The following is a 21,783-nucleotide window of genomic DNA, read 5'->3' on the forward strand; positions in this document are numbered from 1 at the left end:
CAGGCCGCTTTGTCAAGGCAGGAGCGCTGCGTGGGCTACTTATTGGCCTGCACGCGGCACCACGGCTACAAATCGAGGCAAAAAAAGCCGTTTCTCCCTTGGAAACGCGTTTTTTTCCCAGTAGCATCAGCCTGCCAGTGGGAAAGCCTAGTTTTCGCTGGTGAAAATTTACTTCCAACAAGGAAAACCCAACATGGCAACTGCAAAAAAAGCTCCGGCAAAAACAGCCCCCGCAGCCAAGACGGCTGCTGCCCCCGCCAAGAAGCGCACCCCCAACGCTGCTTTCATGAAAGCGCTCACGCCCAGCCCCGCGCTGGCCGCCGTGGTGGGCTCGGCACCGCTGCCACGCACGGAGATCATCAGCAAGCTGTGGGTCTACATCAAGGCCAACAACCTGCAGGACGCCACCAACAAGCGCAACATCAACGCCGATGCCAAGCTCAAGGAGCTGTTCGGCAAGCCCCAGGTCTCGATGTTTGAGCTGGCTGGCCTGATTGGCAAACACGTCAAATAATCCCCGCACCTGGTGCACCAAAGAAGCCGGCTCAGCCGGCTTTTTTTCGCCTGTACTCCGGCAGACTGTGGCGCATTAACATCAATGCAAATGAGAATGACCCGCATTTGATGTAACATAATGAAGCAAGTCGAAGCACAGCCATGTTGATCTAGCCACTGCCTCTCGCCTGCGCCTGGCGCCCCGCGCGCCATCAGCACATCCCCACCGACGGAGGCCATCTTGGCAAAACCACGCGCTCAGCGCCGCAGCTCCGTGCTGCGCCCACAACAATCCTCTCCTTCCTTCGTGTCAACTACACCGCGCAGCCTGTCGTCCGACAAGGCCCTGCTCCCGCTGGGCGCACTCATGTTGGCTGCCTCTGTGGGCGCCATGGCACAGACCGGCACCCAGGAAACCACCCTGTCCACCGTGACGGTGAAAGAAGCCGCCGAAGTGCAAGGCAAAGACACCTTGCTGCTCAAGAAGACCACGGTCGGCAAGGGCAAGCAGGACATCAAGGACATTCCGCAGTCGGTGACGGTGTTCACCGAAAAGCAGATGAACGACCGCAACATGGACGACTTCCGCGAGGTGCTGCGCAACACTGCGGGCGTGACCTTCCAGTCGGGCGAGACGGGTGAAGAAGACGTGCGCCTGCGCGGTTTCTCCCTGGGCCAAGCGGGCGACATCTATGTGGACGGCATGAAGGATGCGCCGCTGATCGAACGCGACACATTCAACCTCGACCGCGTCGAAGTGCTCAAGGGCTCGGCATCCATGCTGTTTGGCAAGGGCTCGACTGGCGGCGTGGTCAACCAGGTCAACAAGGCCCCGTTGCTGATCGACCAGCACGAAGCCTCGTACACCTACGGCACCGGCCAATACCACCGTGCCACGGGCGACTTCAACTTCAAGACCGGCGAGAACGCGGCCTTCCGCCTGAACGCCATGGTGCAGGAGTTCGACAACTACGGCGCCAAGCAGGACAAGCGCGGCATTGCGCCCACGTTCGCCTGGGGCATCGGCACGCGCGATGAGTTCTCCATCGGCCTGTACTACCTCGAATCCAAGGGCCGCCCGCTGTACAACCACCCTTGGCGCGTGGTGGACGGCAAGATCAACACGCCGCTGGAAGCCCGCAACTACTACGGCCTGGCCAGCGACCACAACAACACCTCGGCGCAGCACGTCACGCTGGGCCACATCCACCGTTTTGACAACAACGGCGAGCTGAACACGCGCCTGCGCTACGGCACCTACGAGCGCGATCTGCTGGCCAGCACCATCGGCTTCCAGAACAGCGCCATCACGCTCGACCAGATCAACGGCAACACCGTGCTGACCCGTGGCTCCAAGGGCCGCCTGGGCGAAAGCGATGTGCTGCAGGTGCAAAGCGACTACAACAACACCTTCAACTGGGGCGGCAAGAAACACGCCGTGCTGGCGGGCGTCGACTATTACGACGACGATGCCAAGCGCAACCAGAACTATCCCAACACCACCACCCGCCCCACCACCACCGTCGGCTCGCCCAACGACGGCGCCTGGGTGGCCGATGGCCGCGCGCCCGTGCAGTGGAACACCTTCAAGTCGCGCAACCTGGGCCTGTACTTCCAGGACACGATGGCGCTGAACGACACCCTGAAGCTGGTGGGTGGCCTGCGTTATGACAACTTCAAGGCCTCCTACAAGAACGCCACCGGCGCACTGAGCAACTCCCGCTCCGACAGCCTGGTCAGCCCCCGCGTGGGCCTGCTGTTCCAGCCCAGCGAGCTGGTCTCGTACTACGCCTCGTTCGGCACTTCGTACAACACCTCTGGCGACACCTACCAGTTTGGCAACCCCGGCGCCAACACGGCCCGCACCGCCAACACCGACCCCGAGAAGAGCCGCAATTTCGAGATCGGCAGCAAGTTCGAGCTGTTCGAGCGCCGCGCGCTGCTGGGTGTGGCCGTGTTCCGCAGCGAGAAGTACAACGAGCGCAACACCGACCCCGACACCGCTGCCCAGCAAGAGCTGCTGTCCGGCAAGCGCCACGCCACCGGCATGGAATTCAACCTGGCAGGCCGCCTCACACCCCAGTGGGAAGTGTTCGCCAACCACACCTGGATTCCTTCGGCCAAGATCGACCGCAGCAACGTGGCGCTGGCGGCCAACGGCGGCGGTGCCCAGGTGCAGGGCGACCGCCCCGGCCTCACGCCCAAGCACAGTGGCAGCGTGTGGAGCACCTATGCCGTCACGTCCAAGCTGCGCGTGGGCGCTGGCCTGACCTACCGCAGCAAGCAGAACCCCGAGGGTTCGCGTGCGGTGTACGCCAGCGGCTTTGCCGTGATGGACGCCATGGCCGAGTACGCGTTTGACGACAAGACCACGCTCAAGCTGAACGTGAGCAACCTGTTCGACCGCACCTACGCCGACGGCCTGTACCGTGGCTTCTACACGCCGGGCGCACCCCGCGCCGTGCAGGTGTCCATCAAGACGCGCTTCTGACATTCGATGCGCTGATGCGCTGATGTTCTGACGAAACGACTCCGCCCCTTCACTGGGGCGGAGTCACAATCGGACTCCATGTTTCTGCACATTCCCCACGTTCTCACCGCCGAAGAAGTCGCCTTCTTCCGGCAACAGCTCTGGGCCCCCGACACCCCCTGGGTGGATGGCGCCCGCAGCGCAGGCGGCCAGGCCGTGCACCAGAAGAACAACCGGCAACTGGCCCAGGGCAGCGAGCTGTCGGCCCAGCTGCAGGGCCTGGTGAAGGCAGCGCTGCATCGCAACGCACTGTTTTTCTCGGCCGCCCTGCCACGCCGCATCTACAACCCGCTGTTCAACCACTACGGCGGTGGCTCCAACGCCTACGGCAACCATGTCGATAGCGCCGTCATGCACTCCAAGGCCGACAACGGCTGGGTGCGCAGCGACCTGTCGTGCACGCTGTTCCTCACGCCGCCCGACGAATACGAAGGCGGCGAACTCGTGGCCACCGAAGCCTGGGGCGAAAAACGCATCAAGCTGCCGGCAGGCGACATGGTTTTGTACCCCAGCAGCACCGTGCACCAGGTGTCGCCCGTCACACGCGGGCAGCGCATCAGCAGCTTCTTCTGGGTTGAGAGCATGGTGCGCGGGCTGGAGCAGCGGCAGCTGCTGTTCGACATGGACATGTCGCTGCTGCGGCTGCGCCAGAGCGTGGGCGAGACGGACCCGGCGGTCATTGCGCTCTCGGGCACGTACCACAACCTGCTGCGCATGTGGGCCGACGTGTGACCCGCCTCTCCTGGCATCCAGGCTCCACGGCCCCTGCGCGCCGTGGCCCCTGCCTTGCCAGATTTACTCCTATTTCAATAGCACCTCGCGCATACTGAACGCGCGCAAGGTGCTTTTTTTATTGGTATGACTGACACCCCCGCCCGCCACAGGCTGCCGCCCGAGATCGCCAACCTGGCCGACCATGAACTGCTGGCGCGCCAGCAGCTGGACGACAACGCCTGGGCCTACTTCAGCGGGGGTGCGGGCGACGAGATCACGCTGCGCGCCAACCGCAGCGCCTGGGACACTCTGCCCCTGTGGCCCCGCGTGCTGCGGCCGCTGGCGGGCGGCCACACCCGGGTGCAGCTGCTGGGGCGCACACTGGCCCACCCCATCCTGCTGGCCCCGGTCGCCTTCCAGCGCCTGGCCCACCCCGATGGCGAACTGGCCATGGCCTACGCAGCGGCCGCACTGGGCGCGGGCGTGGTGCTCAGCACCCAGGCCAGCGTATCGCTCGAAGCCGTTGCCGGCGCGGTGCAGCCTGACCCCGGGCGCGGCCCGCTGTGGTTCCAGCTGTACCTGCAGCATGACCGGGGCTTTACGCAGGCGCTGGTGCAGCGGGCCGAGGCGGCGGGCTACGAAGCCCTGGTGCTCACGGTGGATGCCCCCACCAGCGGCGTGCGCGACCGCGAGCGGCGCGCAGGCTTCCGGCTGCCACCCGGCGTGGGCCCGGTCAACCTAGCGGGCCTGCCCCCGCCGCCACAACCCGACCTGTGCCCCGGCCAGAGCGCGCTGTTTGACGGCCTGCTGCACCAGGCGCCCACCTGGGACGACGTGGCCTGGCTGCAGTCCATTACCCGCCTGCCCGTGCTGCTCAAGGGCGTGCTGCACCCAGCCGACGCACGCCAGGCCGTGGCAGCGGGTGCGGCGGGCCTGATCGTCTCCAACCACGGTGGCCGCACGCTGGACACCGCGCCCGCCACCGCCACCGCCCTGCCCCGCGTGGTGCAGGCCGTGGCCGACGCAGTGCCGGTGCTGGTGGACGGCGGCATCCGGCGCGGCACCGATGTGCTCAAGGCCATGGCGCTGGGCGCATCGGCCGTACTGGTGGGGCGCCCCGCCGTGTGGGGCCTGGCCAATGCGGGGGCCACAGGCGTAGCCCATGTGCTGCGCCTGCTGCGCGACGAGCTGGAAGTTGCCATGGCGCTCACCGGCTGCGCCACGCTGACCAACGCCACGCCTGCGCTGTTGGATGTCGGAGAAGACGCAGCCCGTCGCCCCAACCGGTGAGGGCCGCCGCCGTGGCCGCTGGCGAATAGCCTTGGGCCGGTGAGAAGTGTTGATGGCGATCAACGCCCTTCCCCCTGACGGCAGGAATGATTTATTGCAAATGCGATAGATTCGTATTTATAATAAGATCACCTTCAACAGCCAGCCACACTGCCTGCCGCCATGATCGTCTGTGTTTGCCGCCGGATTTCCGACCGTGAGATTGCCCGCCACGCACGTGCAGGCATGAGCTTTGACGAAATCCAGTTCGAACTGGGCGTGGCCACCCAATGCGGGTGCTGCGAAAGCTGCGCCCGGGATGTGGTGGCGCAGTGCAGTGCATCGAGTCCGGTGGCCGCCCTGCACAATGAGGCAGCGCCGAAAACGATCCAGCTTGCCAGCTCCATCCTGGAAAGCAAGTCATGGAACTCCTCTCTACACTCGCAGGCAGCCTGATCCTCGTCGCAGGCTCGGCCTGGTGGATCTTTCGCAAATAATCGAGGTCTTTTAGGGCGCTAGCGCTTGATTTACAAGCGCTAGCTGCTATCATTTTTATGTCTCACCCAGATCGATTTGCCACCCCCGGGGGCCTCAGCCGCAATACCGTGATCGTGGGCTCCGTCGTCGCACTGCATGTTGCGGGCCTCTGGGCCCTGCAATCGGGCCTGCTGCGCAAGGCCGCCGAAGTCATCGTGCCAGCAGAACTGCTGACCGAGTTCATCGCGCCCCCCGCTCCGCCCAAGGTCACCCCCCCGCCGCCAGCGCCACCCCCACCGCCCAAGCCCGCCCCCAAGGTGGCTCCGCGCCCCGCACCCATGCCGGTGGCCATTGCCGACCCCACCCCGGCGCCCAACGCCCCCACGGGCATCACCACACCCCAGCCACCTGCGCCGCCCATGGAGGCGCCCGTCGCCCCGCCTGCGCCTGCGCCAGCCCCCCCGGCTCCGCCCACACCGCCCAAGATCGAGCTGCCGTCGAGCGACGCCGCTTACCTGAACAACCCCAAGCCCAGCTACCCCGCCATCAGCAAACGCATGGGCGAACAGGGCAAGGTGGTGCTGCGCGTACTGATCGGCATCGATGGCACCCCGCAGAAGGTGGAAATCAACAAGTCCAGCGGCTTCGACCGCCTGGACCGGCAGGCCCAGGAGGCCGTCATGCGCTGGCGCTTCGTGCCGGGCAAACGCAACGGCGTGCCTGAGACCATGTGGAACCTGGTCCCTGTCAATTTCGTTCTCGAATAACCGCATTCACCACCAATCATCGCTTTAGGGAGTTTTCTCATGGAATCGCAATTCGGCATCGCCAACGTCTGGATCCAGGGTGACTTTGTCACCCGCGCCGTCGCCATCCTGCTGCTGGCCATGTCGCTGGCATCGTGGATCGTCATCCTCATCAAGGCGCTGGACATCATCAAGTTCAAGAAACACGCCCGCGCCGCACAGGATTTCTGGCACAGCGAAGACTTTGCCGCCGGCCTGACCAAGCTGGGAGCCGACCCCACCAACCCCTTCCGCCACCTGGCGCTGGAAGGCCGCGAAGCCACCGCCCACCACCGCAACACCAAGGCCCACCTGCACGACAGCCTGGACGTGAGCGACTGGGTCACCCGCTGCCTGCGCAACTGCATTGACGAGTTCACTGCACGCCTGCAATCGGGCCTGGCCATCCTGGCCTCGGTGGGTTCCACTGCGCCGTTCATCGGCCTGTTCGGCACCGTCTGGGGCATCTACCACGCGCTGCTGGCCATTGGCACCTCGGGCCAGTCCACCATCGACAAAGTGGCCGGCCCCATCGGCGAGGCGCTGATCATGACCGCCCTGGGCCTGGCCGTGGCCATCCCTGCCGTGCTGGGCTATAACGCGCTGGTGCGTGGCAACAAGTCCATCCTGGGCGGCCTCAACAGCTTTGCGCACGACCTGCATGCCTACTTTGTGACCGGCGCCCGCGTGAATGCGCCCGGCGAGCAAGGCAAGGTCCTGCCCATGAAGAAAGGTGGCTAAGCCATGGCCTTCGGAACCCAAGACGATGCCGATGACGTGATGAACGAGATCAACATGACGCCCCTCGTGGACGTCATGTTGGTGCTGCTCATCATCTTCATCATCACCGTGCCGGTGATGAAACACTCGGTGAACGTGGACCTGCCCCGCGCCACCAACCAGCCCGAGAACATCAAGCCCGAGACCGTGCGCCTGTCGGTGTCGGCCGATGGCAAGTACTTCTGGAACGAGTTCGAGGTCACGGAGGAAGAACTCTTCCCCCGACTGCAGACCGAGGCCGCCAAGGAACCCCAGCCCGACCTGCACATCCGTGGCGACAAGAACGTGCGCTACGAGTTCGTGGCCCAGGCCATGGCCGCAGCGCAGCGGGCCGGCGTGCGCAAGATTGGGTTCGTGACCGAGCCCCAGTCCTGAGTGGGTCGGGCTTTACAGGCGCAGTGAATCCATTTCGCCCGAATCAGCACCGCCTGCAGGTCACTTTCAAGAACGTTTTTACGCCTGTGCCCGGTGCAGCAACGCTGCCCGGGCACAGGCGTTGAAGGCCCTCAGAACCTGTTCAAAGTCTTTTCAGGGTCGCACAGGCCATAAAAAACAACAAAAAGAAACACCAAACCCGCTTGACTCGTAATTGCGAATCGTTATCATTAACAAAACGCACTGCAACGCAACAGGAATACTCTTCATGCAAGCCACACTGACCGCCGCCTCGCTCCTGCGTACTGCCCCTTCAGATCTGCCCGTGCCACGCACAGATCGGGACACGCCCCACCCTGCCGACGCAGTAGCTGGCGCCGTGGACAGCAGTGCCCTGCTTCAGGGTCAGAAAGCGGTAGCGATCAGCCACAACGGCTCGGTATATCGCCTGCAGGCCACCAAGCTGGGCAAGCTCATCCTCACCAAGTAATTGCACCAGGAACCAAGTTTCATCGTGGGGCGACTCCCGGGCTTGCAACAAGCTCGAAAGGGTCGTTTTTGCCAGCCAACGGGTTCGCCCGCGTAGCCAGGCTTTTTTTCTCCCCAGCTCTCCTCGCCCCAGGATTCATCGAACCCCATAAAAAAACCGGCCAGTGGCCGGTTTTTTTATGGGAGATGCTGGTCTGCCCTGAAGGTTTAAAGCTTTTTTGGTTGCTAGCGCTTGATGGAAAAGCGCCAGCAGCTATTAAGTCTATAGCAATCTCCAGCAACCCGCGGGTATCAAAGCCCCAGCGCTGCAATCCCGGCGCGGGCAATCTGCGCATCTTCCGTGGACTTCACACCGCTCACGCCCACGGCGCCCAGGCACTGGCCGTCCTTGAGGATCGGCACGCCGCCTTCGAGCAGGCCGTCGATCGTGGGGGCGCTCAGGAAGGATGTGCGGCCACCGTTGATCACGTCCTCGTACACCTTGCTCTCACGGCGGCCCAATGCGGCCGTGCGCGCTTTGGACGGGGCGATGTGGGACGACACCGCTGCGGCGCCATCCAGGCGCTGCAGCCACAGCAGATGGCCGCCGTCATCGACGATGGCGATGGTCACTGCCCAGTTGTTCTTGAGGGCTTCGGCTTCGGCCGCTGCGGCGACGGCCTTGACGTCGGCCAGTTCGAGTTCGTGTTTGGTTTTCATGGTGCGATCCGAGAAATGGAAAAGTAGAGAAATAGAGAGATGAAATGGAGGCTGTGCGGGCTGCCAACGGGCCAGCCCGGCACAAGAAGCGGCAAGCATAGCGGCATCCCAACCGCCCTTCACCCCCAGCCAGGGTGAAAGAACCCTTACCAAAAGTAGGTGACCGGATGCGGGTATTGCAGGGCCAAAAACCATCACCACCTAAAATTTGTCATGTCTGCGTTGTGCAGGCCAACAAGGAGAGACACAAGATGAATGACCAAGTCACCACCCTGGGCCACTCTGCGGGCTATGGCATCTCGCAGGAAGAGCGCCACAAGGTGCTTCGCAATACTTACTGGCTGCTCGCACTGAGCATGATCCCCACGGTGCTCGGCGCCTGGGTGGGCGTTGCCACAGGCATCACCCAGTCGCTGCGCGGCGGCGTGGGCCTGATCGTGTTCCTGGGCGGCGCGTTCGCTTTCATGTTCGCGATCGAAAAGACCAAGCGCTCGGCCGCTGGCGTGCCTGTGCTGCTCGCCTTCACGTTCTTCATGGGCCTCATGCTCTCGCGCCTGATCGGCATGGTGCTGGGCTTCAAGAACGGTACCGACCTCATCATGACGGCGTTTGCCGGCACCGCAGGCGTGTTCTTCGTGATGGCCAGCCTGGCCAGCGTGATCAAGCGCGATCTGTCGGGCATGGGCAAGTGGCTGATGGTGGGCGCTCTGGTGCTCATGGTCGGCGCTGTCATCAACGTGTTCGTGGGCTCCTCGGTCGGCATGATGGCGATCTCGGTGGCGGCCATCGGCATCTTCAGCGCCTACATGCTGTATGACTTGAAGCAGATCCTGGACGGCGGCGAAACCAACTATATCAGCGCTACCCTGGCTCTGTATCTGGACATCTTCAACGTGTTCCAGAGCCTGCTGGCCCTGCTGGGCATCATGGGCGGGGAGCGCGAGTAACCCGCGCACCTGCAAGCAGGTGATTTCCCTCAAAGGCTCCTTCGGGAGCCTTTTTTCTTGCGGCTTTGCACAGCCCGGGGCTCAATAGCGCGCACGGCGTGCCGATAATGCAAGTACATGTATCGCAAACCTTCCTCCAACGCACTACGGCTGCTGGCTCTTTCCAGCATCCTGCTGCTGACTGCCTGCGACAAGATTCCCGGCCTGGGCCCGGATCCGCGCGTCGCCCAGCGCGAGGAGGAAGCCAAGGCCATCGGCGGCGCCTGCCGCCACGCGCTGCGGGGCCTGGAAGACTGCTACACCTTGAACCCCAAGGCCCCCAAGGCCTCGGTGTTTGCCGGGTGGAAGGACATGGACGCCTACATGCGCGAAAACAAGATCGAAGGCGCACCGTCAGTGCTCGGCAAGGTCGAGAAACCCGAGCGCACCGAACGATCCAGCGACATCGAAACCGAGCCACGCGACCCGGCTGCCAGCCGCAATCGCAGCTAGCCCGCCCCGCAATCGACACCTGAGGAGGCAGGCAGCGCCGTTGTCGGCCTCCCCCCTTCGCTCAGTCGCGCTCGAACACCGCCATGCTCTCAACATGTGCCGTGTGCGGGAACATGTTCACCATGCCCGCCGCCGTGCACCGGTAGCCTGCCAGGTGCACGAGCAGCCCAGCGTCCCGCGCCAGTGTGGCGGGGTTGCAGCTCACGTAGACGATGCGCTTCGGCGGGGCCCAGCCCTCCGCCCCTGTTGGCAGCGGGCCCGCGCCTTCGGCGCCGATGCGCGCCTGCTCGATGTCGGCAAGGGCCTTGGCCAGGGCAAACGCCCCTTCGCGAGGTGGGTCCACCAGCCATTTGTCGGCAGATCCGTCGGCCACCAGCATTTCCGGGGTCATTTCGAACAGGTTGCGCGCTACAAAATCAGTAGCTGCTAGCGCTTTATGGTCAGGCGCCACGGCCTGATTCAATGCATAGTTTTCGCGCGAACGGGCCACCAGGGCCTCGCTGCCTTCGATGCCCAGCACCTCGCGCGCCTGTGTGGCCAGCGGGAGCGTGAAATTGCCCAAACCGCAAAACCAGTCGATCACGCGTTCGTGCGGCTGCACATCCAGCAGGCGCAGCGCACGCGACACCAGCACGCGGTTGATGTGCGGGTTCACCTGGGTGAAGTCGGTGGGCTTGAACGGCATGGTGATGCCAAAGTCCGGCAGCGCATAAGACAGCAGCTCGCCCCCTTCGTCCAGCAGCTTCACCGTGTCGGGCCCCTTGGGCTGCAGCCACCATTGCACGTGGTGTTCGGCCGCAAAGGCGCGCAACCGGGCGAGGTCATCCGTACTCAGCGGCTCCAGGTGCCGCAGCACCAACGCGGTTACGGTGTCGCCGCAGGCCAGTTCGATCTGGGGGCAGGTGTCGCGCGCATCCATGCCGGCAATCAGCGCGCGCAAGGGCATCAGCATGGCGTCCACATGGGGGGGCAGCACGGGGCACTGCTGCATGTCGGCCACATAGCGGCTCTTGCGCTCATGGAAACCGATCAGCACCTGGCCCTTCTTGATCACATGGCGCACCGACAAACGGGCGCGGTAGCGATAACCCCAGGACGGGCCTTCGATGGGCCGCAGCATGGTCTGGGCCTTGACCTTGCCCAGGTGCCAGAGGTTGTCTTCGAGCACGCGCTGCTTGACGGCAACCTGGGCGCCCACGTGCAGGTGCTGCATCTTGCAGCCACCGCAGGCACCGGCGTGCAGGCCAAAGTGCTGGCAGCCGGGGCGCACACGCTGCGACGATTCGCGGTGAATCGCCACCAGGCTGGCCTGCTCCCAGTTGTTCTTTTTGCGGTGGGTGTTGGCGGTGACCAGCTCGAACGGCAGGGCACCGTCGATGAAGATCACCTTGCCGTCGGGCTTGCGGGCAACGCCCTGGGCATCCAGGTCCATGGACTGCACTTGCAGCCAGCCTTCGGGCAAGTCGCTCTGGGAATCCTGCGCGGTGGGTTCAAACGAGGGGGATAGTTCTTTCGGTTCGCTCATCCCCCGATTGTCTCAGGCCCGGGACAGCCCCCGCACGGGCCGCTGAACCGGGCGCTCAGCTGCGGTCTGCGCGGGCGGGACGACCGCCCATGCCCATGGAACCCGTAGCCCCTTGAGCAGACGCCAGGGGAAGCTTGTTGATGGGGAGGTCGCAGTTGTGGTTGTCAGGCGAGAACACCAGTGTGGAGCCCGGGGCAACCTGTGGCAGGGTCTGGTGGATCTGGTAGGACAGGTCCACCGGTGGCTGGGGGGCGCGGTACACGATGTCCTGGTCGGGGCCGTAAACCACGTAGCACGAGGCTGCAGCCGACTGGCTGAAAAAGGCCGCCGCCAGCAGGGCAGTAGTAGCGTATGGAAAGCGGATCATGGTTCTTCTCCTCAATCTGACAGGTCTGCCGGGCATTATGCGGGCTTTGGCAGGCAACGCCAATGTGGCCGCTGGAGGCTGCGGTGCGGCAACACGAACCCCGTGGCTTTCACCGCAAATGCAGATGGTTGGTGTGCTTGACCTCTTCCATCACCGCATAGGTCCGCGTCTCGCGCACGCCCGGCAGTTGCCACAGCACGTTCCCCGCAAACACGCGGTAGGCATTCATATCGGCCGAGCGGGTTTTGAGCAGGTAGTCGAACCCGCCCGCCACCATGTGGCATTCCATGATTTCGGGGTGCACCTGCACGGCGGCCTTGAACTGGTCGAACACATTGGGCGTGGTGCGGTCCAGCAGCACCTCCACAAACACCAGCATGCTCGCGCCCAGCTTCAGGGGGTTCAGGCGCGCCTCGTAGCCGAGGATGAAGCCATCCCGCGTGAGGCGCTGCACGCGCGCCAGCACGGCCGTGGGCGACAGAGCCACCGCCTCGGCCAGCTTGAGGTTGGCAATGCGGCCGTCTTCCTGCAGGATTGACAGGATCTTGCGGTCAATCCGGTCGAGATCGGGTTCTGCTTGCATCTTGATTAGCGATTAATTCGGTGTAGAAGCCAATTTTCGACCATTTATTCACCACCAACCCAAGGATCATCGCCAATAACGCGCCCCACCAACACTTTCCCCCGTGTTGGGCCCCGCCAAACCCCTGAAAGACTCCGTCATGACGCAGCCCTCCGCCCCGTTTGCAGACTTCGCGCCCCGCACGCCGCTCTCCAACCCGCTGCGCGCAGCCATCACCGCCGCTACCCGCCGCCCCGAGCCCGAAGCACTGGCCCCACTCCTGGCCCAGGCCCGCCTGCCTGCTGATCAAGCAGCGTCGGCCCAGCAACTGGCCCTGCGCATTGCCAAGGCACTGCGCGAACGCAAGGCCAGCGCCGGGCGCGCGGGCATCGTGCAGGGGCTGCTGCAGGAATTTTCGCTGTCGTCGCAAGAAGGCGTGGCGCTGATGTGCCTCGCCGAGGCGCTGCTGCGCATCCCCGACAAGGCCACACGCGATGCGCTGATCCGCGACAAGATCAGCCACGGCCAGTGGGATGCCCACCTGGGCAAGAGCCCATCGCTGTTCGTCAACGCCGCCACCTGGGGCCTGCTCATCACCGGCAAGCTGGTGGCCACGCACAGCGAAGGCAGCCTGGGCAACTCGCTCAGCCGCCTGATCGGCAAGGGCGGCGAGCCGCTGATCCGCAAGGGCGTGGACATGGCCATGCGCATGATGGGCGAGCAGTTTGTGACCGGCGAAACCATTGACGAAGCCCTGCGCAACGCCCGCACGATGGAAGCCGAGGGCTTTCGCTATTCGTACGACATGCTGGGCGAGGCTGCACTGACCAGCGAAGACGCCCAGCACTACTACGCCTCGTACGAGCAGGCCATCCACGCGATTGGCAAGGCCTCTGCCGGGCGCGGCATCTACGAAGGGCCGGGCATCTCCATCAAGCTCTCGGCCCTGCACCCGCGCTACAGCCGCGCGCAGTTTGGCCGTGTGATGGACGAGCTGTACCCGCTGGTGTTGCGCCTGACAGCGCTGGCCAAGCAGTACGACATTGGCCTGAACATCGACGCCGAAGAAACCGACCGCCTGGAGCTGTCGCTGGACCTGCTGGAACGCCTGTGCCACGAGCCCACGCTGGCGGGCTGGAACGGCATCGGCTTTGTCATCCAGGCCTACCAAAAGCGCTGCCCCTTCGTCATCGACTTTGTGGTGGATTTGGCGCGCCGCACCCAGCGCCGCCTGATGGTGCGCCTGGTCAAGGGCGCGTACTGGGACAGCGAAATCAAACGCGCCCAGGTTGATGGCCTGGAGGACTACCCCGTCTACACCCGCAAGGTGCACACCGACATTTCCTACATCGCCTGCGCCAAGAAGCTGCTGGCCGCGCCCGAAGCCGTGTACCCCCAGTTCGCCACCCACAACGCCGAGACGGTGGCCACCATCTACCAACTGGCGGGCAGCAACTACTACGCGGGGCAGTACGAGTTCCAGTGCCTGCACGGCATGGGCGAGCCGCTCTATGAGCAGGTGGTGGGCGCCATCACTGCGGGCAAGCTGGGCCGCCCCTGCCGCATCTACGCCCCCGTGGGCACGCACGAAACCCTGCTGGCCTACCTAGTGCGCCGCCTGCTGGAAAACGGCGCCAACACCTCGTTTGTGAACCGCATTGCCGATGAAACGATTGCGCTGGACGAGCTGGTGAAGAGCCCCGTGCAAGTGGTGGACCAGCAAGCTGCGGCAGAAGGCACCGCTGGCCTGCCCCACCCCCGCATTGCAACGCCCCAGGGCCTGTACGGCGCGCACCGCACCAACTCGCGCGGGCTGGACCTGTCGAACGAAAACACGCTGACCGAACTGGCCACCACCCTGCAAGCCACTGCCACCCATGCCTGGACCTCCGCACCCCTGCTGGGCGCCGATGCCCCCGCAGGCCCCATGCAGCCCGTGCGCAACCCCGCCGACCACAGCGATGTGGTGGGTACCGTGCAGGAGGCCACTACCGCCGATGTGGACCAGGCACTGGCCCACGCCCAGGCCGCCGCAGCCCCCTGGGCCGCCACCCCGCCCGCCGAGCGCGCAGCGGCCCTGCTGCGTACCGCCGACTTGCTGGAGGCCCGCATGCAGCCCCTGCTGGGCCTGCTGATGCGCGAAGCAGGCAAGAGCGCCAGCAACGCCATCGCCGAAGTACGCGAAGCCGTGGACTTCCTGCGCTACTACGCCGCCCAGGTGCAAAACACGTTCGACAACGCCACCCACGTCCCTCTGGGCCCGGTGGCCTGCATCAGCCCCTGGAACTTCCCCCTCGCCATCTTCATGGGCCAGGTGGCGGCTGCACTGGCCGCAGGCAACCCCGTGCTGGCCAAGCCGGCAGAGCAAACCCCGCTGATCGCCGCCGAGGCCGTGCGCCTGCTGTGGCAGGCCGGTGTGCCCCGCGCCGCCGTGCAACTGCTGCCCGGCCAGGGCGAAACCGTGGGCGCCCGCCTGATCGGTGACGCCCGCGTGATGGGCGTGATGTTCACCGGCTCCACCGAGGTGGCGCGCATCCTGCAGCGCACCGTGGCCGGGCGGCTGGATGCCGCAGGCCGCCCCATCCCGCTGATTGCCGAAACAGGTGGGCAGAACGCGATGATCGTGGACTCGTCCGCGCTGGTGGAACAGGTGGTGGGCGATGCCGTGTCGTCCGCCTTTGACAGCGCAGGCCAGCGCTGCTCCGCCCTGCGCGTGTTGTGTGTGCAGGAAGACGCCGCCGACCGCGTGGTGGAGATGCTGCAAGGTGCCATGGGTGAACTGCGCGTGGGCAACCCTGGCGAGCTGCGCGTGGACGTGGGCCCGGTGATCGACGCCGAAGCACAAGCGGGCATCACCCAACACATCGAGAACTTCAAGGCCCAAGGCCATCGGGTGTTCCAGCACCCGCAGCACCTTGCGACCGCGACCAGCCAAGGCACTTTTGTGCCCCCCACGCTGATCGAGCTGAATCACATCGGCGAGCTGCAACGCGAAGTCTTCGGCCCTGTGCTGCACCTTGTGCGCTACGCCCGCAACGACCTTGACCAGTTGCTCGACCAGATCAACGCCACCGGCTACGGCCTGACGCAAGGCGTGCACACCCGCATCGACGAAACCATCGCCCGCGTGGTCAACCGCGCCCATGCTGGCAACGTGTACGTCAACCGCAACATGGTGGGCGCCGTGGTGGGCGTGCAGCCGTTTGGCGGCGAAGGCCTGTCGGGCACGGGGCCCAAGGCAGGCGGGCCGCTGTACCTGCTGCGCCTGGTGTCGCAGCGCCCGGCCGATGCGCTGGCGCGCACCTTTGCCGACGCCGACCGCACTACGCCGCCCGAGGAGGCAGTGCGCGAGCGCCTGCTGGCGCCTCTGGCCACCTTGCAGCAATGGGCGCAGCTCCAGGGCAATGCAGCCCTGGCCAACACCTGCCAACAGTTTGCCCAGCAAACCCAAAGCGGCACCGCCCGCACCCTGCCCGGCCCCACGGGCGAGCGCAACGTCTACACCCTGGCCCCCCGTGCCCGGGTGCTGTGCCTGGCGCGAAGTGTGGATGACCTGCTGGTACAGACTGCGGCCGTGCTCGCCACCGGTGGCACCGCCCTGTGGCCCAACGCCCAGGCCCACCTGCGCACGCCATTGCCCACGCTGGTGCAGGCGCAGATCCAGTTGCAGGACAACACGCTGAACGACGGCACGCTGGAGCTGGATGCTGTGCTGCACCACGGCGACGCCCCCTCGCTGCAGGCCGTGTGCACCGCCCTCGCCCGCCGCGCGGGGCCTATCGTGGGCGTGACGGCACTGCAGCCCGGTACCACGGACATCCCGCTGGAGCGCCTGCTGATCGAGCGCGCGTTGAGCGTGAACACAGCCGCAGCGGGCGGAAACGCGAGCCTGATGACCATTGGATGAGGGCCCAGCATCGGGCCATCATCCAACCTGGAGAAATTTGAATAAAATTGGCTGCTAGCGCTTATTCATCAAGCGCTAGCAGCTATTAATTTAATAGCAATCAAGATGCCGACGCCAGCGGCAGATTGAGCAACAGGTTCTGCGGCTTGATGCGCACCACGCCCTCGGCGTTGGTCGCCAGCCCCAGGTACACCGGCTTGCCCGCCACATCGGCCCGCATCTCGGCCGGGTTGACAAAGGTCAGCGTGAACAGGCTCACCAGCCGCGCCATGCGCTCAGACTCCACGGGCCGGTCCTGGTACAGGTCGTTAAGGATGGCGGTGGACTCCACATCCAGCCCCACATGCCAGCGCCACGCGCTGTCGGTGACCTGGTGCACGGGCTCGATGTGCACCTGCACGCCCAGCAGGTGGGCCACCCAGCGCTCCAGCACGCGGGCCAGCGCCTTCAGGCCCGATCGGGCACGGGTCATCTTGAAGGTCAGGCCATGGCTCAGGTCCTGCGTCAGCTCATGGGTCAGGTCGAGCAAAAAGTGGTGGCGATCACTCTCCTGCCAATATTGCGCCGCATTGTCGGCCGACAGCACCTTGACCTGCGCCGTGGGCTGCAGTGCACCGCTTTGCAACAGCAGGCGCCCCACCTCGCCCAGGCCCGCTGTTTCGTTGAGCATGTCGAGCGTCGCCCGGTCGCCTGCCAGCATTTGCCCGTCTTGCAAGGTAATGCGCTGCGACCGAAACAGCATTTCAGCAGCGCGGGCTTCGAAGGCGTCGTTGCAGTTGTCGAGCAGGTTGCGCAGCAGGGCCTGCACCACGGCGTCGATGAACACGGCGGGCACGTTCACCACCCCACTGCGCATGAGCTGCAAGTAGTACGCCTCCAGCGTGCCGGCGGCCAGCAGGCCATCGCGAAAACGCAGGAACACGGTGTAGTTTTCACGGGCGTCGTCGTCCTGCACCGCTGCCAGTTCGGCCGACAAAACCACCCGTGAAGGCGATAACGCCAGAGATTCGTGCAGGGCGATCTCGGCGGCGCAGGACTCTGGCACCAGCGCCAGTTCAGGCCGGGCAAGCAGCCACTGCAAGTATTCATCGGAAGGCACCAGCCAGCCGCGCGCATCCCGGGCCAGCGCCTGAAAGCCACATCCGGGCCAGAAATCAGCAGCTGGCGTCATGCGAAGGACCTCTGCCCCAGGAAGAAGAACGTTGTGGCGGCGCGGTGGGAAGCGTCAAGGGTCGGACCATGGAAGACGGGAGGTGAATGCTGGGGTGAATGTGGGTGGGCAACAAGTGGCTTCACGGGAAGTTGCGACGCGGCGTTGACACAGTCCGTGAGTGTAGTTGTCGCACTCCTCACGCCTTACGCTGTGTGCGAACGCCTCTCGCTACCCATACCGCCCCATGGACGCAAAGGGGGCCACCTCCTCTCGAAAAGCACCGTTTTTCCGCTGCTTACCCCGGGATTGGCCTGATCGAATTCAGGGACTATCAAGGCAACGTCCACAGAACCCCCATCGGCCCGGTGATCCACCCGATGCCACACCATGGACTGCCAGATCACCCGAGGAGTCGCAACATGCTCGATATTTCACAAGCCACCAACATGCTGACGTCCCTGGGCGTCTCCAGTTCCATGGCGGCCAAGGCGGCAGAGCGCACGGCCCAGAACCACGCGGGCGCGGACCCCGTGACCTTTCTCAAAGAATTGCAGACCACGCTGGAACAACTGTCTGCCGAGGCTGCACAGGGAAAAGCTACTGGCACCAGCACGGCAGGGGCCACCACGGTGGCCGCACAAACCAAACCCTACCAATCCACCGCCGCCCTCTACAGCACCAAAGATGCGGTGGACACCGGGACCACCGAGGCCGCAGTCAAGGCGCCCTTCAGCAACCTGGAAGAATTCCGCGCCTGGGAGCGTGGTCTGGGCGATACGTTTGCCGAAGACTACGAAGTGCCGGACTATGTGCGTATGACAGCGATGTCTTTGAGCGGAGGCGACCAGGAGGTGGTCGGCCGCTACATGTTCTTCAAGAACCACCCCGAGTTTGCGGCGGACTACGAAGCCATTCGCAGCGGCAAACTGTCGCAGTTCCCAACTGATGGCTCGACGCTCGTCAAAAGCGACCTGACTGCAATGCCGTCGGAGACCGCCTCGTTCTACAAGAAGAACCCCGACATGCTGCTGGCGGCCGAAGGCTTCAACATGGACCCGACACTCGCCAAGATGCGCACGGACGGGACCGTCGCTACGCCTGAGGGCGTGAACCCCTCTGAATGGCTGATGAGCAATAAATGGACGGCTGATGGGGTAGTTCCCCAAGACAACCGCTTGGTTCTCGCCCAAGCGCCCTACATCGGTCTGGACGGCAAAGGTGCCGACACCTACCGCCTGACCACTTACGACTCGGCCACAAACAGCATCATCAACTTCGACGGAACCGCCTACGATCCGGTCACCGGTGAAGCCAGGGCCTGACCGCAGCCTGGCCTGGGGTTTGCCGTCTTCCCAGGGCGGGGAAGACGTGGTCCGGCATGGTCTTCCTAAATGAGCCGTTTCAACCAGGGGGTACGGTGGAACACCAGCGCCACCACCAGCGCGCCACCAAACACCACAGCGGCCACAAGCGGCACCGTGAGCAGCGGCGCGTGGTCCTCAGGCTTGAAACCGTATTCCCTGAACGATTCCAGCAAAATCGGATGCACCAGATAGACGCCCAGCGTTAACGGAGCAACCCTCTGAACGCTCTGCGCCCATCCCCCCGCCAACGTGCATTGTTTGAGCATCAGCATCAAGCTGATCGACATGGGGATGACGGAAAAGCTCAGGTAGCCATAGAAATACAGTCCCCTGTCCAGCCCCTGCGCGCGGCCCAGCCAGTAGCAGCCCACGGCGGTGACCGCCACAGCCAACCCAAAGACCGCCATCAACACAGCCAGGGGGATTTTCCTGTCACTGGTCTGGATCAGGTAGCCGCAGAGGAAATACGGCAGGTACGGCAGAAACCAGTTGATGAAAAGGCCCGCCCCATCGCCAGAAAAGACGCGGGAAAACTCGTTCACGCCAGACAGCACAAACATCAAGGCCACAAGCCACCACAGATCGCGCCGGCTTGTGTTGCGCACCAGCGTCCTCAGGAAGGGAACGAACAGGTACAGGCACAGGATCATGTACAGGAACCACAGGTGGTAGTGAGGCCACCCTCTGGCAACGCTGTGCAAGACATCCATCGCGCGCAGCTCGGCCAGGGCACCCCGGTGGTTCCAAAGAATGTAGACAGCACTCCAGAAGGCAATTGGCAGCAGGACCCGTGCCGCCCGCTTGCGGTAGAACTCGGCCACGCCCTCGGTCTTGCGCGGGTCGAGCAACAACGCGCCGCTCACCATCACGAACACCGGCACACACCAGCGCACGAGGGCGTCGTACAGATTGCCGTACCACCAACCAGGGGAACCCAGCGCCGCCACGGTGACCACGCTGCCGACCACGTGCAGGACCACCACGGCCATGATGGAGACGACCCTCGCTGCATCAAGCCAGATCATTGTTTCTAGGTCTTTGGCGTGACAGTGCTTGTTTATTCCCACTCGATCATCAATAGGCCCCGCAAACCCGCATGGTTAAAGGATTCTCGGTTGATTGACATGGGTCGTTTTCGTCATTTTTACCGTCAGAACAGCAGAGCTTTTGCTGGTGAGGGCTGCAGCGCTATCTGGCGAAATTTGGCTAGCTCGAATCAATTGTCAATCAGGGCGTAGCATACCGAAAAAACGCAGCTCAGTCGGTAGGCTCGGAGAGAGGCCCCTCCATCTACAGCTTGTCAGCGAGTGCTCGTAGTTTCTTGCTCGCCTTCGCTACCTTGATCTGCGCCCTGCCCTCTTTGCTTACGCGAATTGAGGTGGCGTATTGAATGATTGCGTCATAGGCTTCCTTGTTCTTGGCTTCATACCAACCAGACTTACGGGAGAGCAAGCCCGCTGCAACCATCCCATCCAAGTCAGGGTAGTTGTCTACCCGATCCTTGATCAATTTCTTTAGGTCAGTGAACTCTTTTTCTGTAAGAGGCACGTTGGAAACTCCTAAATTAAATGGATGAGTCCGAAGCTCCCGATCCTCAGCTTCACCACTTGCATGACTGCTCGTCCTTGACGCGATCAGGGCAACACCACGATCCCACCGATAGGCGGCGGATCGACATCGTTCACAGTCTCGTCGATGTCGCCCGTCGCACCTTCCGGACCTCCTACCTCGACGACGACATCTCCGGGGAAGACCAACGTGTGCGAACGTATCGCATCGATCAACTGGGCAAGCTGCCAGTCCAGCATGCGCACGCACCCATTCGTAGGCTTCAGCGATTCAGGACCGACCACAGATGAGAAGGCATGCCGCCCTGCATGTATGAGAAGACCGGTGCGGCCATTCTTCTTCGCATCTTTAGCCTCCCCTGATTGGGGATCCAGGACAAGGGAGCCGCTCTGCCCGTACTGCGAGATCGGCCGAGTCGTACCCGCCCCGTTGGCCACGATGTTGACAACGCGGTATCCGCCTGTTGGCGTGTCTCCGTAGCCGAGCAAGGGATTGCCGCTGGGATTGCCCCTTGCTTTCGCGGTGTCGCGCGCCGCCCGCCCAAGCACGGGAACCGGGCCGTAGATTGGCAGACTGGTCAAAGGATCGATGAGCGTCAATGTCCCCGTCTTCTTTCAGTCCGATGGCAACTTTATCTTTATCTTTATCGTCAACTTCACCTCAGTTCTCCCTTGGAAGAGTGACCTCTGCTACCAACAAGCCAAGTTGAGTCGCAAGCAAATTCGAACGCAAGTGCGGCCCTTCAGGCTCATGGATTGTGAAACACATTGAATAGCGTATTAACGGCATCCGTCGCGCCATACAGCTTTCCAAAGGCCTCGAACGTGATGACCAATTCACGGCCACCGTTCGGGTCGATCAACTTGATCGTCGTTCCCTTGGGCGTACCGTCGCCATCAATGCCATAGATCGTGACGAGATGCGCCATGTAGTTGTTAGGGTTATCGGCATCGACACCGACGCCCAATGGACCATGGGCCTTGAGCAAGCCCTCCCACACCTTGGCAGGACGCGACTGTCCTGGATTGGCTACGAGCTTTGATCGTCGCAAGAATAGTGGCACATCGGCGGCGTCAAGTGCATCGCCCCCCGTTAGGTATTCGGTGAAGGGGGAGCCAAGCTGAGCGGCAGTTTCCTCCATGCTCATGCGTTTCAAACTTGACCACGACAGCAATGTCGCCGTCGTAGCAAGCCAGCACAGCGTTGCGTCGCCCATATCGACGGGATTGATGATGCCGCCAACTACGTAGTTCACTCTCATGATGTCACTCCTGCAAAAGGCCG

At 63.6% G+C, this 21,783-nt stretch carries 22 protein-coding genes; 13 read left to right on the plus strand and 9 right to left on the minus strand.

Annotated elements, in window-relative coordinates; translation table 11 throughout:
* Positions 1–193: 193 nt before the first annotated feature.
* The 9 genes from KW832_RS12390 to hemP all read left to right on the plus strand — a co-directional run bounded on the left by KW832_RS12390 (position 194) and on the right by hemP (position 7,915).
* Entirely contained in the window at positions 194–514 is a 321-nt protein-coding gene (locus KW832_RS12390; protein WP_055402700.1) for an SWIB/MDM2 domain-containing protein, read from the plus strand.
* Between the two features lie 348 nt (positions 515–862).
* Positions 863–2,986 (plus strand): TonB-dependent siderophore receptor, encoded by a 2,124-nt coding sequence (locus KW832_RS12395; RefSeq protein ID WP_255577742.1) that lies wholly within the window; start codon positions 863–865, stop codon positions 2,984–2,986.
* Positions 2,987–3,064: 78 nt separating this feature from the next.
* Entirely contained in the window at positions 3,065–3,757 is a 693-nt protein-coding gene (locus KW832_RS12400) for a Fe2+-dependent dioxygenase (RefSeq protein WP_218300105.1), read from the plus strand.
* Between the two features lie 126 nt (positions 3,758–3,883).
* The gene (locus KW832_RS12405) at positions 3,884–5,029 is read left to right on the plus strand and encodes an alpha-hydroxy acid oxidase (protein WP_218300106.1); all 1,146 of its coding nucleotides are present in this window, start codon (positions 3,884–3,886) and stop codon (positions 5,027–5,029) included.
* Between the two features lie 162 nt (positions 5,030–5,191).
* Positions 5,192–5,464 (plus strand): bacterioferritin-associated ferredoxin, encoded by a 273-nt coding sequence (locus tag KW832_RS12410; protein WP_055402706.1) that lies wholly within the window; start codon positions 5,192–5,194, stop codon positions 5,462–5,464.
* A 98-nt stretch (positions 5,465–5,562) separates the two neighbouring features.
* Entirely contained in the window at positions 5,563–6,252 is a 690-nt protein-coding gene (locus KW832_RS12415) for an energy transducer TonB (protein ID WP_218300107.1), read from the plus strand.
* A gap of 39 nt (positions 6,253–6,291) precedes the next feature.
* Positions 6,292–7,011, plus strand: a complete 720-nt coding sequence (locus tag KW832_RS12420; protein ID WP_055398135.1) for a MotA/TolQ/ExbB proton channel family protein — start codon at positions 6,292–6,294, stop codon at positions 7,009–7,011.
* 3 nt (positions 7,012–7,014) lie between these two features.
* Positions 7,015–7,425 carry a biopolymer transporter ExbD gene (locus KW832_RS12425; protein ID WP_055398136.1) on the plus strand — a complete coding sequence of 137 codons (411 nt, stop codon included), beginning with the start codon at positions 7,015–7,017 and terminating at the stop codon, positions 7,423–7,425.
* A 268-nt stretch (positions 7,426–7,693) separates the two neighbouring features.
* On the plus strand, positions 7,694–7,915 hold the full coding sequence (hemP, locus tag KW832_RS12430; protein WP_055398137.1) for a hemin uptake protein HemP: 222 nt from the start codon (positions 7,694–7,696) through the stop codon (positions 7,913–7,915).
* 290 nt (positions 7,916–8,205) lie between these two features.
* Here the strand turns inward: hemP and KW832_RS12435 are convergent, their stop codons facing one another.
* On the minus strand, positions 8,206–8,613 hold the full coding sequence (locus KW832_RS12435; RefSeq protein ID WP_121420472.1) for a heme-binding protein: 408 nt from the start codon (positions 8,611–8,613) through the stop codon (positions 8,206–8,208).
* A gap of 251 nt (positions 8,614–8,864) precedes the next feature.
* Here KW832_RS12435 and KW832_RS12440 point away from each other — a divergent pair, with 251 nt between their 5' ends.
* Positions 8,865–9,560, plus strand: a complete 696-nt coding sequence (locus KW832_RS12440) for a Bax inhibitor-1/YccA family protein (RefSeq protein WP_055398139.1) — start codon at positions 8,865–8,867, stop codon at positions 9,558–9,560.
* 117 nt (positions 9,561–9,677) lie between these two features.
* The gene (locus tag KW832_RS12445; RefSeq protein ID WP_218300108.1) at positions 9,678–10,052 is read left to right on the plus strand and encodes a hypothetical protein; all 375 of its coding nucleotides are present in this window, start codon (positions 9,678–9,680) and stop codon (positions 10,050–10,052) included.
* A gap of 61 nt (positions 10,053–10,113) precedes the next feature.
* Here the strand turns inward: KW832_RS12445 and rlmD are convergent, their stop codons facing one another.
* The 3 genes from rlmD to KW832_RS12460 form a co-directional block, all read right to left on the minus strand.
* Entirely contained in the window at positions 10,114–11,577 is a 1,464-nt protein-coding gene (gene rlmD, locus KW832_RS12450; protein ID WP_055398141.1) for a 23S rRNA (uracil(1939)-C(5))-methyltransferase RlmD, read from the minus strand.
* Between the two features lie 55 nt (positions 11,578–11,632).
* Complete coding sequence (locus tag KW832_RS12455; protein WP_218300109.1) at positions 11,633–11,944, minus strand: hypothetical protein; 312 nt, start codon at positions 11,942–11,944, stop codon at positions 11,633–11,635.
* A gap of 109 nt (positions 11,945–12,053) precedes the next feature.
* The gene (locus KW832_RS12460) at positions 12,054–12,527 is read right to left on the minus strand and encodes an Lrp/AsnC ligand binding domain-containing protein (protein WP_218300110.1); all 474 of its coding nucleotides are present in this window, start codon (positions 12,525–12,527) and stop codon (positions 12,054–12,056) included.
* Positions 12,528–12,666: 139 nt separating this feature from the next.
* Here KW832_RS12460 and putA point away from each other — a divergent pair, with 139 nt between their 5' ends.
* Positions 12,667–16,413, plus strand: a complete 3,747-nt coding sequence (putA, locus tag KW832_RS12465; RefSeq protein WP_218300111.1) for a trifunctional transcriptional regulator/proline dehydrogenase/L-glutamate gamma-semialdehyde dehydrogenase — start codon at positions 12,667–12,669, stop codon at positions 16,411–16,413.
* Positions 16,414–16,513: 100 nt separating this feature from the next.
* On the opposite strand, the gene KW832_RS12470 is transcribed toward putA, so the two are convergent.
* Positions 16,514–17,584, minus strand: coding sequence for a DUF6352 family protein (locus tag KW832_RS12470; RefSeq protein ID WP_218300112.1), 1,071 nt, complete (start codon positions 17,582–17,584; stop codon positions 16,514–16,516).
* A 401-nt stretch (positions 17,585–17,985) separates the two neighbouring features.
* On the opposite strand from KW832_RS12470, the gene KW832_RS12475 reads away from it, so the two are divergent.
* A complete protein-coding gene (locus KW832_RS12475) occupies positions 17,986–18,888 on the plus strand; it encodes a hypothetical protein (RefSeq protein WP_218300113.1) in 903 nt (300 codons plus the stop codon).
* A gap of 65 nt (positions 18,889–18,953) precedes the next feature.
* Here the strand turns inward: KW832_RS12475 and KW832_RS12480 are convergent, their stop codons facing one another.
* The 4 genes from KW832_RS12480 to KW832_RS12495 all read right to left on the minus strand — a co-directional run bounded on the left by KW832_RS12480 (position 18,954) and on the right by KW832_RS12495 (position 21,760).
* Positions 18,954–19,955 (minus strand): acyltransferase, encoded by a 1,002-nt coding sequence (locus KW832_RS12480; protein ID WP_218300114.1) that lies wholly within the window; start codon positions 19,953–19,955, stop codon positions 18,954–18,956.
* A gap of 265 nt (positions 19,956–20,220) precedes the next feature.
* Positions 20,221–20,478: a hypothetical protein gene (locus KW832_RS12485; protein WP_218300115.1), complete on the minus strand. Its 258-nt coding sequence runs from the start codon at positions 20,476–20,478 to the stop codon at positions 20,221–20,223.
* 86 nt (positions 20,479–20,564) lie between these two features.
* Positions 20,565–21,098 carry a L,D-transpeptidase family protein gene (locus KW832_RS12490; protein WP_218300116.1) on the minus strand — a complete coding sequence of 178 codons (534 nt, stop codon included), beginning with the start codon at positions 21,096–21,098 and terminating at the stop codon, positions 20,565–20,567.
* Positions 21,099–21,247: 149 nt separating this feature from the next.
* Positions 21,248–21,760 (minus strand): papain-like cysteine protease family protein, encoded by a 513-nt coding sequence (locus tag KW832_RS12495; protein WP_218300117.1) that lies wholly within the window; start codon positions 21,758–21,760, stop codon positions 21,248–21,250.
* Positions 21,761–21,783 lie beyond the last annotated feature (23 nt).

The sequence above is a fragment of the Acidovorax sp. sif0632 genome (assembly GCF_019218805.1).
GTDB lineage: Bacteria > Pseudomonadota > Gammaproteobacteria > Burkholderiales > Burkholderiaceae_C > Acidovorax > Acidovorax facilis.